Here is a 13,141-nt window from a genome sequence, read left to right as displayed (position 1 = left end):
ATTATGTATCTTCGAAGTGTGGAACTCCTGTCGGCCAAGATCGAGAATCGGAACCAATATCCTTTTGACATCCCCGCGATCCGGTCCTTGGAACGATTGGAGCTCACGAATAACGTTACTTTTTTTGTAGGTGAAAATGGTTCAGGGAAATCTACGCTGCTCGAAGGCATCGCTCATCAATGTGGATTCAATACCGCAGGGGGCGGCAGGAATAATACCTATGAGACACATGCTTCAGAATCCTCGCTCGGGAATTATCTCAGGCTGGCCTGGTTGCCCAAAATAACGAATGGCTTCTTCATGCGCTCAGAATCATTCTATCAATTCGCATCACATGTCGATGAGATGCCGGCATCGCTTCAATATTATGGCGGGCGTTCATTACATGAACAATCACATGGAGAGTCTTTTCTCAGTCTGTTCGTCAATCGCTTCAGTTCCAAAGGCATCTATCTGCTTGATGAGCCCGAAGCCGCTTTATCTCCAGCTAGGCAGCTCTCCTTATTGCGTATCCTTCATGATCTGTCGGGCACTTCACAATTCATTATTGCGACCCACTCACCCATTTTGCTGGGATATCCGGGGGCAGAGATTTTAAGTTTTGACGATAGCCATATTCAAGAGGTAGCCTACGAGGAGACCGATCATTATCAGATTACTCGCAGCTTTCTGGAGAACCGCGACCGGATGCTGAATGAATTATTTAAAGATTAAGTTCTCAGTTTAACAAGGGAAGTTACTCAACCATGCGGCGTGAAATTTATTTATGAGGAGAGATTGGATGAAAGTAGGTTTGCTGATTGTTGATATGCAAGAGAGTATTGTGCGGAAAAAGATGGATCAGACTTCGATAGACCATGCCTGTGAGTACATTAACCATGTGGCTAATGTGCTGCGCTCGAATGATCATACGGTCGTTCACGTGCAGGATGTGGAGGGCATGGAGGAGGCAGCGTCAGATGAGTATCGCATCATTCCCGAGGTGGATGTGAATGAGAAGGATCTCACCGTTACCAAGGAAGCCTCCAATGCCTTCTGGCAAACTGACTTGGAGCAGGTGTTGAAGAGTCATGGAATTGAATTGGTGATCATCGCCGGGTTTGCCGCAGAGGAATGTGTTCTATTCACCTACAACGGAGCGATGGAGCGAGGTTTCCGGCCGGTGATGTTGCAAAATGGAATTCTTAGCACCCATCCCGAAGCGGTGGCTTCAATGTACAGAGATCGCAATGTGATCTCATATCCTGTGGTTGATTATCTATATAAGTTCAACTAAAGAGGTTTACACTGAGCACTCCAATGACAGAACAACCTTCCGATCGCTGTTATCCCCAGATTTTTTTGATTCCCTTTTTAAAGGGGGAAATCCGGTGCTAGCGTATGCTTCCGATGCAGCTTTCTTTCAGAAAGCTTTCAGGCGAACGCTCCGCTTCTTCAGGTTATTTCTGTCCTCTCCGTTTTTATGTAAAAAGTTTAGTTGAACCTATATAATTCGATAATTATTAGCTAAGTGCTAATGGATATCTGGTGAAAAATAAAGACAAGACCAATAATCGGACTCTTTAGGGAGTCTTTTTTTGTCCAAATGTTCATGTCCACTGTGAAAGTAAGGTTACTCCATGGTTTAAACCAAACTTTGCCTATATCTGCTGTGGTTGAAAGAATATATTGAGAACAGGGCACAGCAAACTCGTTGTGGAGATCGGTAATGTCATGTATGGACCACTAGCCAACTCATTAACTAAGGGAGATGTGCAATGAAGATGAATGTACAAATTACGAGTATTTTGGCAGAACAAAAGGAATTGTTCCTCAACCTGTACAACTTGTACTTATATGATCTGTCCGAATTTTCTGGCGAGGATCTACTAGAAGAGGGGAAATATGATCCAACGAACACCTATCTATATCTGGAACGCGATGAATTACATCCGTTTTTGATTCAGTATGAAGGAAAGGTTATTGGATTCGTACTGGTCTGCTCACCTCCATATGTGCCGGAAGGTGTGGATTATACCGTGCAAGAGCTGTTCTTGGTCAAAAAATATCGCGGACAGGGGCTGGCAGCACAAACGGTTGACTTGGTTTTTGCTCAATTTGAGGGTACATTCAAAGTAGAACAGCTCGCTAACAATGCGACAGCAGTTTCATTCTGGAAAAAATATTATGAGCAACATCAGATTGAATACACTGAGTCTGAATATAACATTGAGATTGACAATATCGCTGGCAGTCACCGGATTTTGTCTCAGACTTTTGTGCGTGAAAGAGAGAAATAATATTTAAATTAGAAGGTGATTAGTATGTTCATTATCGTAGCAACCAAGGGGAGTTTGAAGTGGGTCTCAGGTGTATTTCAGGCAGAAGATGTAGCTAGACAGTACATGGATCTCATACCTGATGAGCTTAAGGCGTACCAGGAATTCATTCAAATAGAGAATATCACATATCCATTTTATATTATAGAGCGTCAGGATTCTCCATTTAGGTTTCTTGGTAAAGATGAAGTGATTTCACTTTTTGATAAAACAGATGTGTCAGAGGATGAAGATGAGGTGCACTTCAATATTTACACGATTGATTCAGATTATAGATCGAACAAACCTGGAACAGATTATATGGGAGCACTGAGGCATGATCATGTGACCAATGAATCTATAGAGATGTACCGAGAAGAAGGAACAGCGTTTCTGAGTAGACGAAGGATTTTATGAATGTGAGAATTGAGGAAACTAGTGATTCAGCATTTTAGTTTACTACCTAATTTAATAAACGAGGATACCTATGGATGTGACAACGAGGTGTCCTTTTTTTTGTTATATTTCAGTTCTGATGTGATAGGGAGGAGCAGAAAAAATGTATACTGTATGCACCGAAAGTTGGGCTCTAAACTCTTTAACAGACTGGGTTTTGTAGCCATATTTCATGGTCAGTATTTTATGTATACTATTGCTGATCTTTGTGATAAGTTGAGCGAGTAAGATCCAGTAATCATACTATGAGTGAGAGGACTAATATCATGAATTGTGCTAAAAAGCTTGTGACCACTCTATTGATTACAGTTATGTTGTTTTCATCGTTTAATGTAGTATTTGGTGCCGCCGAATCTTCGGCATCAGACATCGAGGGAAACTGGGCAGAAAGCCAAATTACGAAATGGATCGACAAAGGTTTTATTCATGGTTATGAAGACGGCAGCTTTAAACCGAACAATACTATAACAAGAGCAGAGTTTTTCTCATTGGTTAATCGTTCATATGGATTTACTGAAACCGCAACTGTATCGTTCAAGGATGTTACTTCATCTAACTGGGCATATGCTGAGGTTTCCAAAGCTGTGAAAGCTGGATACATAAAGGGTTATAGGGACGGTACTATCGGTGCCAATAAACCCATTACTAGACAAGAAGTTGCAGTTATTATCAGTGATCTTCTGGATCTATCGAATGAAGCTAGTACTGGAAATCACTTTACGGATTCGAATACGATAGCCTCCTGGGCTAAAAATTCGGTAGATGCTATAGTGGCTAAAGGGATTTTACAGGACTACGATAATAACTTCAATCCGAATAAACCGATCACTCGTGCTGAAGCAGTCGTTGCGCTGGATCGTTCAGTGAATGCAAGAGCAACGGATTACAGCTTAGCTGGAACATATGGCCCTGAGGCGGGAACGCAGACCATCGATGGGGATGTGCTCATTAGCGCAGCTGGGGTTACATTGAAGAATATGATCATTAACGGGAATCTATTATTTAGTGAAGGTATCCAAGAAGGAGATGTACACCTTACGAATGTTACGATTAAAGGTGTGACACGGGTAGAGGGTGGGGGCGTTAGTACCATCTATTTAAAAAATACCGTAACATCTACCCTTATTGTTGATAAGAAAAAAGGACCCGTTCTCATTATTGTAGAAGGTTCAACGACAGTTGGAGAAGTAACCATTCACTCCCCTGCTACGCTACAAGAAACGGATACTACGGGGAATGGCTTCGGCAAGATTACATTATCCGAGCGGTTACCTGCGGGTTCAAAAGTAGGTTTGAAAGGAACATTTGATTCCTTAACCATTAAAGGCAGCGGGGTTCAGGTGGATATTCCTGAAGGCCGTATTAAGGACGTTATCGTAGCAGTTACAGCAACGGGGACGACACTTAACTTAGGCACGGATGCAACGATTGTAAACCTTTTCTTAGATTCAGTCGCTAAGATTCTAGGCACGGGTACTATTGAAAAGGTGACGCTGAGTTCCGTTGCTAAAGGTGGTACGACTTTTGAAACTACAATTCGACTGTTGGATAAAGTCATAAATACAGTGACTCCAGCTACTCCAACTGCTCATGTGACTTCACCTTCCACTGGAGGAACGGATACAATCGCTCCTACTCTGTCCAATGTAACGAGTGGTCATATTGCAGGTGGAGATCCTGTGGTGGGTAGAAGCAATGAAAATGGGTATCTGTATTTGGTTCCTTCCGCAACACCAAAAACAATCACTAGTCTAAACCAATCTGTTGCAGGGTTGTTTGGCAAGAAGCAGTCGGTGACAGCAAACGTAGATACGACAATGAGTACAGCGGGTTTAGCGTCAGGTACGTATGTCGTATATGCCGTTGATCTCGCGTACAATATATCGATGGCTTCGGCAGAGATCGTTATTGGTACAAATCAGTTAACCGTTTCGGCTCCAGTACTCTCAACCGAGAAAATGTACGATGGAACGTCTTCGGCTACAGTAATAGCAGATTCACTAACCGGGGTTGCTGCTGGAGACCATGTAACCGTAAATGCAGCAGCCACCTACAATGATGCAATAATAGGCACAGGTAAAACAATCACTGTAGTTTATACGTTAGGCGGAGCAGATGCAGCCAAGTATATTGCGCCTTCAAACTATACAACCCAGACAGGGGCCATTACAGCCGCACAGTTGACGATCGGGGAGCCGATGTTGACTGTTATTGAGAAGACAGATGGAGATTCATCGGTAGTCGTATCTTCAGGTTCCTTAGTTGGGGTTGTTCCAGGTGAGGATGTGACGGTGAGTGCAGAGGCTGTATATGATACAACTTCCCCGCCTAATTCGGCACTTGTAACTGTGGTTTACACAATAGCTGGTACGGATAGTGGCAAATATATTGCTCCAGCTAATAATACGAACTACACTGTTTATGTACAATTTAGTGTGGATACGGGAACGATTATAGATCTGATCACCACTTCCAAAGTGTATGATGGAACCTTAGCAACAACTGCACTAGCGGGTTCTAGAGTTGGATCTTGTGGAGTAGATGAACAAGGCATTTGTCCTGGGGATGACGTAACGGTAAGTGCTTCAGGAGTCTATGATAATGAAAATGTAGGAACAAATAAGAAGATAACTATATCGTATACTCTATTGGGACCACCTGTAGAAGTAAGGAATTATTCTCCACCAAAGGATATTGAAGTAGTTGGTGTGATCACTGCAAAGCAATTGATGATCACGGATCCGACATTAATACTCTCCAAAGTATATGACGGAACTCTTGCAGCAAATGTAACACCAGGAGTATTAACTAACGTGATCTATGGGGATGACGTACAAGTAAATGCTGTAGCGACATACAATAATGCAGCTGTTGGTACCAGTAAAGTAATAACAATTAAGTATACTCTTACAGGGCTTGATGCAGGAAATTATATTGCCCCAGCAACTCAGACGGTTGGTACGGGGGAGATTACTGCTACACCCTGATATTTATGTATGAAGACCATTTTCATTAGTGACTTTTCTGATGAAGGTATAGATGCTAATAGAGTCTCCACTGTCGAATAAGACTGTGGAGGCTTTTTTGATTTTCTGAAAAGAGTAGAATATAAATGGGAGAGTTCAATGCTCAAAATGATTTCGCTTTTACCAATACATGGGTTATGATGAATTAAGAGGATTGAACAGATATTGAAGCATGGGGAACTGTAACGGAGGTGCGGGTATGTCGAAGCATCATTTTGTTATTCAAAACAAATCGCAAGTAAACGAAGATATCTATACTTTCTATTCTTGGGACTCTAACGGCGTGATACATGGAAATGGATTAACCACAGAGAATCATGCGACCTTGGAAGACGAATTCATTGCGTACATCTATGATTCCCTTTGCTGGTTGGATACATGGAATCCATCTACCTGTATGAGAGGTAGTGGACTGAACAACTATGGAATAACCGTGATTAAAGAGCAGGATGTTTTGTTGAAGTTTCATCAACTGATTCAGGCCTGGATTGATCTATTCAGCCATGCGACGGATCCGATTGTTCTTACAGGGAGTTACTGTTTTGATGGAGAAGAACGGAAGGGCTACTACGAGAAACTCGTGTACAACAAAGTTGAATTAATCAACGAATTACATAAGCTTGCGAACATGGCAAAGTATGCTGAGATAAATGGGAAAAGCATTGTGCATTTTGGGATATGAAATTTAACTCTTTTAAGACCAATTGACTAAAGAAAGGAGTTTTTACATTGCCTTGGCCGATGGTACATTTTGCAATTGCATCCGAATTGATATCCGAGCCATCCCCTGAATTGTTATTGGGAAGCCTTGCTCCTGATTCGATCCATGTAAGAACTAATCTTCGTACAGAAAAGGCAAGAACCCACCTCATGCCAGAGGCAGGAAGATTCGCAACAGACGAAGAACTTAAAGGATTTTTTGAATCCAACAAGAAATTAGCTTATAGTGATCCCAAATTCCTGCAATATCTGTGCGGTTACATCGCCCATATCTACGGATCGCGCGTGGACATTCGATATCTATCCTGCATATGAAGTCCATCCCAACGGAAGAAGTGTGTATACACAGGATGTCACAAAGCTGGAGTTTATGATTTTACGGAATTGGAACAGGGCCAACGATTGGTTAAATGAGCTGAATGTGGGAAGAGCATTTGATTTAGGCGGATTGCTGGAATCTGAGGTGTACCAGTATAGAGAAGAGAAAATTGAGTTTTTAGTTAACCCTGACAACGAACCTTTGGGTGATTTAAATATGTTATCCATGGAAGCTATGGAAGAGTTCATACATAAAACGGCGTTAGCGCTAAAAGAATTGTATACAAAATGGAATGTGTATGAAGATTTACGCAGCAATGAAGGCACTGCACAAATGCGTTTGTGAGTTGCATCCCAAGATTAATGAGATTATTTTAGCTGTAAATGAAGGGAATATTGCGGCACAGCGGTTATATCTGAAAATGGGTTTCCAGTTATACTGCTTCACAGAATTGCATAAAGGAGGATGACTATGGACATCGTTATGACACTTGAACCGCACGGATGGCTGGATATTCTTGTTCAACCCGATCAGGGAGAACAGATTGAGATTCCGGTTTCTTTTTTGTCGGATGCGGTGGATGAGATAACACGTCAATTCGTTGCATTGCACAAAGGAGCGACGGAGGTAACCATGACCATGCAGACCGAACCTGGAGAATATCGCTTCTGGATCAAGAAACGTTCGCAGATAATCGTTCAATTCATGGTGTATGAGATGAGTGATAACTTTAGCACGGAAGCCGTTACAGAGGGGCGATTGCTTATGTCTGAGGAGTTATCCTTGGTCAAGTTGACTAAGCTATTTTACAGAGAACTAAGCAGAATGAAGGAAATGGGACCGGAGGAATATCACAAACGGTGGAGTTTTGAATTTCCCCTGAATGCCTATGAGCGGATAGGAAGGGTTGTCCAGATCCGATGAAATCGATATTTTTTGACGAGAAGGAGGGGTGACATGGCGAACATACATAAGGGAAGGTATTCCGCTGAGATTGAGGGAGAATTTGTTGTTTTTATCATCGGAATGAGGATTAATCGTCTGTGGGCTATACACAAATGGCTGCCTGTCTTTAAGTCCATGGGCCCGATGATTAAAGAGCTGTATATGAATCCGGAGACCGGATTTCTGAGTACAGAGTATTTTATAAGCTGGCGTGGGGTGACCCTGTTACAATACTGGCGCTCTTACGATGAATTGGAGAAATACGCACGAGGTGGACTGCACTTGGAAGCTTGGAAAAAATTCAACCGATCTATTGGTACAGATGGAACAGTAGGAATTTATCATGAAACATACAAGGCTCAGTCGGGTTCCTTCGAGACCATATACGCCAACATGCCAAAATTCGGATTAGCTAAAGCTTCTGAACATGTACCAGCGACAGGCAAGATGGAGACATCCAGACGCAGAATGGGCGGAGAGAATGACCCGGCAGTGGAAGCACCGGAGAATCCTTAAAGTGGTGAATAGAGAGGAGCATGTTATGAAGGCTAAACTTCGACCGGAAGATATATATTCAAAGCAACTGAGCTGGCTGTGTATTGAACCAATGCTTGTATCAGTACGGGGCAGAGATATGGCAGCCAAATCAGAGATATACCGAAAGTTACACGAAGGGCAACAAGCCTTATTTCTGTTCTATTCCTATCACAATCACACGAAGAGTCTGGCAGAGTTTTACTGGTTTTCGGCATATAACATCATTGAGATCAAGAGTTGGAATGGAATTAAAAATGGGATGCACTTTTTTCATTTAGATGAGATGGTGAATGTACTGGAACAGATTGAATGCCTGATTACGGACAAAAACAGAGTGTGTGAAGAGTGGCGTGAGGTGTTAGCGACGGATCTGGATAAGGACCCAATCTTGCTTCAGAGAACAGAGGTGTTATATGCGACCTATCAGACCGTGGCGCAAGCAGCTACTACACACATGAACGAGATAATTCTGCAAAATCGGGATATGTATCTGGAGATTGAGTAAGGTTAACGTAGCACCTCCTTATAATAAAAGAACTGCTCCCATGGAGTGGTTCTTTTTAGTATCTATGCAGTACCGATGCAACAAACTTGCAAAATCATGCAACAAAACGCAATACAGTGGGATTGCCGTAACTATGCTTGTAATATGAGTTGTGAGAGGAGGGGCAAACACATGAAAGTCATTTTTGAAGAGGACACGACAGTTGAAAAAAGGTTAGCCAAGGTCATAACCCATCCTGCGGAGAAGTCGAAGTGGGACCGTATTCAGAAGGCAATCTGTGAATCGGAAACTCAATTAACGGTCATCCATGCCAAGAATAATCGCAATATACAGATCCAGTTGAGCTCGGTGGTTGCCTTTGAATCAGAGGATCGGATGTGCTGTGTCCGGGTGATCTCAGGTGAGAGGTACTTGCTTCATAAACGTCTGAAATTTGTAGAAGAGGATCTGGATGACCTTCATTTTGTAAAAATAAATAATCAAACGATCATCAATACGCGGTACATCACCGAATTCTCTGCAACAGACCAAGCTCGAATTAAGGTAGACCTGAGCGATAGCTCCAGTTACTTCGTCAGCCGATTTTATATTAAAAACTTTAGGGGGAAATTATCATGATTACTCAACTTAGAAATTCTTTTTTTCAAGTATTCACTATAATGACGCTATGGATCACACTCTTGGCTACAATATTCTTTGGTGATCTGCCCATTCAGATGTCCTATTTATGGAACATAGCGGGTATTGCTTTTATTGCAGCTTTGTTGTTTGGAATGATGTATAACATACTGTGGAACTATTTTACGTTAAAACCGGTATGGAATATCGTCATTTCTTCCACATTCAATATTGCAGGAGGTATGGCGATGGTATGGTTATTCTCGGTAGACATGTTCCAATTCATCGCTCCCTGGTTCCCCGGCATGTGGTTATTATCTATCGTGCTGCACGTCATCGCTTTTTATTTTTATGCTAGAATGGATAGCAGGAAAAAAGCGGAAGAGTTAAACAACATTCTCAAGTAGGTAAGGGGAACAAATATGAACGAGGAAGAACTGTTGCAGTTGTACGGGGTGGAACATAGAACCGTATGATTTTGTTAATTTCTCCAACGCGGAATGGGTCTCACACTATAAACAATATTATGGTGTTTGATTCGGATTTATAAGGTATGGAAGGAGGGGGACTATGCCAAGTTTGCATGACAACATCATATTAAGTTACGAAGTTGATTTAGAGAACAAAAGAATTAGGATGCGTACTCGTTCAAGTCATGATGTGCCGAAAAATATGGATGTTTTATTCTCTGGTGTAATGGCCCATGCGTTTGATACACCGCTGCATGGCAGCATTATTTTGGATCTGGATGAGTGGGAAATAGAGCATTTTATCCCTTATAATCGAGAGTTGTTAGAGTCAGGGAAGGGTCAAGCTTGGCCTGTCAGTTATGATTCCTATGACGAATTGCAAATCCGGCTGATCGAGGAGAAATACAAGTATATGGTGATCTCATCCTCGTATGGATTGAGTGGTTGGGTTTTGGCAAAGAACGTAGAGATTTCTGTTCAAGAAACGGGGTGAACGGGATGGAGCGTGAATACACACAGCATGGTGGCAAGAAGGGCGCAGGACTAAGAAAGGGCATTGTTGTTCTTGTTGTTCTGCTCGTTATTCTAGTAATGACCAATCCAAACGAAGAAGATTTTGTTGCGTGGCTCGCAAGTGAACATGACATCCATTCTTCGTATGATGTGAATGAAGGCAGGACGTTTACGCAGACGATCGACGGTGAGGAAAAGACGCTTCATTATAAAGGTGGACATATACTGCATATGGGAATCTTTTCAACATATAGTTACCTTTTCTTGGATAATGAAGAAAAAGAGATCCAGATTGAAGCGGTCGGCATAATGAATATGCTATTTAGTAGGTAGCTAGATTGATTGTGGACAGTTACAAAAGTTGAATGAAAGTTCTGCTGATAACCACGCGCTTTGCATGATATAACTCGTGCAGAGAAGCGTGGTTTTTTGCGCGAAATGCTATAGAAACAGAGATGGTTAACTTCGTTTATTCGCAAATTCCACATTATGGGTTATGATGTACCTTGAGAGAATTTTACATACATAGGAAGTCTCTATTTTAAATTAAAGGCATTTAAGGTCTTTACGAGGGGAGTATTATCCATGATTGAATGGAGGGCTGACTATGAAAAAGTTAAACGTAGTTTCATTATTATTACTACTTCTGGTGGCCTGTCAGAACCAGGAAAACACTGAAGATGCACAACAATCAATAGATTCCTTGGCTCAAAGTGTCACAGCAAAAGAGACACAACAGGATGAAGAAATATCGACATCCCATGAGAAGGAAGACATCCCACCAGAGTATCTCGATGAAACAAACTATACCGGTGACAAATTGGAAATCGTCAAACTTATGAATGCCCGTATACGTTATTTATACGAAAAGGATGAAATAGCATATATGAGTTTGATTGATCCTGAATCTCCTATATCAGGTATGGGAAGATACAAAGTTCTCAAGGTTACTTCCATGAGCGATATCACTATACAGGAGCAAAGGAAACTCTATCAGGCAGTGGTGATAGTTAATGAGTTAAATGAGAACGACGAAGAGTATAGCAATACGATGGTGTTTTGGAAAAAGAAAGAAGATGGCGATAACGCGCAATGGATTTTTGCAGACATTGATTAAGCACAGTAGAACACTGTCTTGATCATGGAGCTGAAAATTTTATACAACCTAAAGGATGATGTAATGATGGATAGGCGATTAATACTCATTGAAGGATTACCGGGTTCAGGCAAGTCAACGGTTGCCAAAATGGTATCCGAAATTTTGATAGGATAAGGCAAGGAGGTACAACTATTTCAAGAAGGGAACCTGGATCACCCTGCTGATTACGAGGGCGTATCTTTTTATTATGCTGGAGACTTCGAGGCTTTATTGAAAACACATGAAGAATACAGAGAGATTCTGGAAAGCAATGCGACTGCTCATGATCCAGGTTTCCTGATTCCATACCGTAAGATGAAAGAGCAATGGGGAATAGAGCTTCCCGATCACATTGTACAGGATATTTTCAGCCGAGATATTTACGAAATTCCTTTTGAGCAAAATGTTAAGCTGATCACCGGGAAGTGGCAAGATTTCACCCAAAACGTGTTAAGCACGAATGATGACTGCATCACGATATTTGAGTGTTGTTTTATCCAGAATCCACTAACCATGGGTCTCGTAAAATGCAATCAATCCAAAGAGCAGAACGTGCAGTATGTATTGGAACTGGGGCGTATCATTCATGCTCTGAATCCGCTTCTCATCTATATCGACCAGAAAGATATATCTTATACCTTTGATAAGGCAGTCAGTGAAAGACCAAAAGAATGGTCAGAGGGATTCATTAATTATTATACGAACCAGGGTTTGGGGCAGGCACAGGGTTATCAGGGTGTTGAGGGTACGGTACAAGTTTTGCAGGAAAGAAAGAGGCTGGAGTCCAAAATCTATGGGTTACTTCAAATGGATAAGGTATGGCTGGATAATTCGGATTATGACCGCGAGGCTTGTAGGCACAAGCTAGAAAAGATTCTGCAGTAACCTTAATGAAATACGAATACATACCGGAGGTCAGTTTTATGACATTTTATGGAGTAGCCTTAATTGCAACAACCGCAATCTTAATTATAATAGGTGTTCGAAGCAAACGGAAAGTAATTCTTAGATGGGGCATAGCCAGTTTAATTTTATTGCTCGTACTCATCATTCCCTCATTCATCATGGGATTCATGGACGGATTTGCTGATGGGTGGTCAGCGAGATGACCACTGCAGATAACAATAATGTATCGTATGAACAAAATAACGACAAATTCAACTTCCGTGTGGCAGGTATTGTGATGGATGCGGGAAGAGTTCTTTTGCATACGACTGAACAGGATGATTTCTGGAATCTGCCCGGAGGTCGGGTGAAATTAAACGAGACAACAGAAGCGGCTATTGGTCGAGAAATGATGGAGGAACTGGGTGTTCATGTAGAAGCAGAAAGGCTCGCATATGTTAGTGAAGATTTCTTTGAATATGATGGCCTGAAGTATCATGAAGTTGGCTTTTATTATCTCATCACATTGCCGGAAGCCCATAAGCTATATAGTGAAACTGAATTCAAAGGTTTAGAAGATAACGGTAAGTTAACTTTCCAATGGTTTTCCTTGGACGAACTGGAGCGGATGGAAGTATATCCTGTGTTTTTGAAAAAGGAACTGACTAACCTTCTTGATGCAAAAGGCATCAAACACTTCATTCAGAAATAG

At 41.7% G+C, this 13,141-nt stretch carries 17 protein-coding genes and 1 pseudogene; all 18 read left to right on the top strand.

The window, feature by feature from the left end:
* Positions 1-3: 3 nt before the first annotated feature.
* The 18 genes and pseudogenes from C170_RS13975 (at position 4) to C170_RS13885 (ending at position 13,141) form a co-directional block, all read left to right on the top strand.
* Positions 4-714, top strand: a complete 711-nt coding sequence (locus tag C170_RS13975) for an AAA family ATPase (protein WP_036611058.1) — start codon at positions 4-6, stop codon at positions 712-714.
* A 67-nt stretch (positions 715-781) separates the two neighbouring features.
* The gene (locus tag C170_RS13970) at positions 782-1,276 is read left to right on the top strand and encodes a cysteine hydrolase family protein (protein WP_036610433.1); all 495 of its coding nucleotides are present in this window, start codon (positions 782-784) and stop codon (positions 1,274-1,276) included.
* Between the two features lie 481 nt (positions 1,277-1,757).
* Complete coding sequence (locus tag C170_RS13965; RefSeq protein ID WP_235200763.1) at positions 1,758-2,279, top strand: GNAT family N-acetyltransferase; 522 nt, start codon at positions 1,758-1,760, stop codon at positions 2,277-2,279.
* Between the two features lie 24 nt (positions 2,280-2,303).
* Complete coding sequence (locus C170_RS13960) at positions 2,304-2,714, top strand: hypothetical protein (RefSeq protein ID WP_036610430.1); 411 nt, start codon at positions 2,304-2,306, stop codon at positions 2,712-2,714.
* Between the two features lie 305 nt (positions 2,715-3,019).
* The gene (locus C170_RS30070; protein WP_051447166.1) at positions 3,020-5,740 is read left to right on the top strand and encodes an S-layer homology domain-containing protein; all 2,721 of its coding nucleotides are present in this window, start codon (positions 3,020-3,022) and stop codon (positions 5,738-5,740) included.
* Positions 5,741-5,978: 238 nt separating this feature from the next.
* Entirely contained in the window at positions 5,979-6,461 is a 483-nt protein-coding gene (locus C170_RS13950) for a hypothetical protein (RefSeq protein WP_036610427.1), read from the top strand.
* Between the two features lie 47 nt (positions 6,462-6,508).
* Positions 6,509-6,814, top strand: coding sequence for a hypothetical protein (locus C170_RS13945; protein WP_036610424.1), 306 nt, complete (start codon positions 6,509-6,511; stop codon positions 6,812-6,814).
* Positions 6,815-6,836: 22 nt separating this feature from the next.
* On the top strand, positions 6,837-7,163 hold the full coding sequence (locus C170_RS13940; RefSeq protein ID WP_036610421.1) for a hypothetical protein: 327 nt from the start codon (positions 6,837-6,839) through the stop codon (positions 7,161-7,163).
* Between the two features lie 126 nt (positions 7,164-7,289).
* Positions 7,290-7,742, top strand: coding sequence for a hypothetical protein (locus C170_RS13935; protein WP_036610417.1), 453 nt, complete (start codon positions 7,290-7,292; stop codon positions 7,740-7,742).
* 33 nt (positions 7,743-7,775) lie between these two features.
* Entirely contained in the window at positions 7,776-8,279 is a 504-nt protein-coding gene (locus C170_RS13930; protein WP_036610414.1) for a DUF4188 domain-containing protein, read from the top strand.
* Between the two features lie 25 nt (positions 8,280-8,304).
* Positions 8,305-8,805 carry a hypothetical protein gene (locus C170_RS13925; protein ID WP_155985064.1) on the top strand — a complete coding sequence of 167 codons (501 nt, stop codon included), beginning with the start codon at positions 8,305-8,307 and terminating at the stop codon, positions 8,803-8,805.
* Positions 8,806-8,976: 171 nt separating this feature from the next.
* A complete protein-coding gene (locus C170_RS13920) occupies positions 8,977-9,423 on the top strand; it encodes a LytTR family DNA-binding domain-containing protein (protein WP_036610406.1) in 447 nt (148 codons plus the stop codon).
* Positions 9,420-9,830 (top strand): hypothetical protein, encoded by a 411-nt coding sequence (locus C170_RS13915; RefSeq protein WP_036610403.1) that lies wholly within the window; start codon positions 9,420-9,422, stop codon positions 9,828-9,830. The genes C170_RS13920 and C170_RS13915 overlap by 4 nt, the downstream gene beginning before the upstream one ends.
* Positions 9,831-9,993: 163 nt before the next feature.
* The gene (locus tag C170_RS13910) at positions 9,994-10,386 is read left to right on the top strand and encodes a hypothetical protein (RefSeq protein WP_036610400.1); all 393 of its coding nucleotides are present in this window, start codon (positions 9,994-9,996) and stop codon (positions 10,384-10,386) included.
* A 5-nt stretch (positions 10,387-10,391) separates the two neighbouring features.
* Positions 10,392-10,739 carry a hypothetical protein gene (locus C170_RS13905; RefSeq protein WP_036610397.1) on the top strand — a complete coding sequence of 116 codons (348 nt, stop codon included), beginning with the start codon at positions 10,392-10,394 and terminating at the stop codon, positions 10,737-10,739.
* 274 nt (positions 10,740-11,013) lie between these two features.
* A complete protein-coding gene (locus tag C170_RS13900; RefSeq protein ID WP_036610394.1) occupies positions 11,014-11,523 on the top strand; it encodes a hypothetical protein in 510 nt (169 codons plus the stop codon).
* Between the two features lie 171 nt (positions 11,524-11,694).
* A pseudogene (locus tag C170_RS13895) lies at positions 11,695-12,429 on the top strand (hypothetical protein); the annotation flags it as partial.
* 220 nt (positions 12,430-12,649) lie between these two features.
* Positions 12,650-13,141, top strand: coding sequence for an NUDIX hydrolase (locus C170_RS13885; protein ID WP_036610388.1), 492 nt, complete (start codon positions 12,650-12,652; stop codon positions 13,139-13,141).

Source organism: Paenibacillus sp. FSL H7-689, assembly GCF_000517905.1.
In the GTDB taxonomy this organism is placed as follows: domain Bacteria; phylum Bacillota; class Bacilli; order Paenibacillales; family Paenibacillaceae; genus Paenibacillus; species Paenibacillus amylolyticus.
Note: the sequence above shows the minus strand (reverse complement) of the source record. Positions and strands in the feature narration are given on the sequence as shown.

Coding starts and splice junctions, on each gene's coding strand:
- C170_RS13915 (WP_036610403.1), top strand. CDS start 9,420: ATGATTACTCAACTTAGAAATTCTTTTTTTCAAGTATTCACTATAATG.
- C170_RS13930 (WP_036610414.1), top strand. CDS start 7,776: ATGGCGAACATACATAAGGGAAGGTATTCCGCTGAGATTGAGGGAGAA.
- C170_RS13900 (WP_036610394.1), top strand. CDS start 11,014: ATGAAAAAGTTAAACGTAGTTTCATTATTATTACTACTTCTGGTGGCC.
- C170_RS13885 (WP_036610388.1), top strand. CDS start 12,650: ATGACCACTGCAGATAACAATAATGTATCGTATGAACAAAATAACGAC.
- C170_RS13975 (WP_036611058.1), top strand. CDS start 4: ATGTATCTTCGAAGTGTGGAACTCCTGTCGGCCAAGATCGAGAATCGG.
- C170_RS13960 (WP_036610430.1), top strand. CDS start 2,304: ATGTTCATTATCGTAGCAACCAAGGGGAGTTTGAAGTGGGTCTCAGGT.
- C170_RS30070 (WP_051447166.1), top strand. CDS start 3,020: ATGAATTGTGCTAAAAAGCTTGTGACCACTCTATTGATTACAGTTATG.
- C170_RS13910 (WP_036610400.1), top strand. CDS start 9,994: ATGCCAAGTTTGCATGACAACATCATATTAAGTTACGAAGTTGATTTA.
- C170_RS13950 (WP_036610427.1), top strand. CDS start 5,979: ATGTCGAAGCATCATTTTGTTATTCAAAACAAATCGCAAGTAAACGAA.
- C170_RS13970 (WP_036610433.1), top strand. CDS start 782: ATGAAAGTAGGTTTGCTGATTGTTGATATGCAAGAGAGTATTGTGCGG.
- C170_RS13920 (WP_036610406.1), top strand. CDS start 8,977: ATGAAAGTCATTTTTGAAGAGGACACGACAGTTGAAAAAAGGTTAGCC.
- C170_RS13905 (WP_036610397.1), top strand. CDS start 10,392: ATGGAGCGTGAATACACACAGCATGGTGGCAAGAAGGGCGCAGGACTA.
- C170_RS13965 (WP_235200763.1), top strand. CDS start 1,758: ATGAAGATGAATGTACAAATTACGAGTATTTTGGCAGAACAAAAGGAA.
- C170_RS13925 (WP_155985064.1), top strand. CDS start 8,305: ATGAAGGCTAAACTTCGACCGGAAGATATATATTCAAAGCAACTGAGC.
- C170_RS13935 (WP_036610417.1), top strand. CDS start 7,290: ATGGACATCGTTATGACACTTGAACCGCACGGATGGCTGGATATTCTT.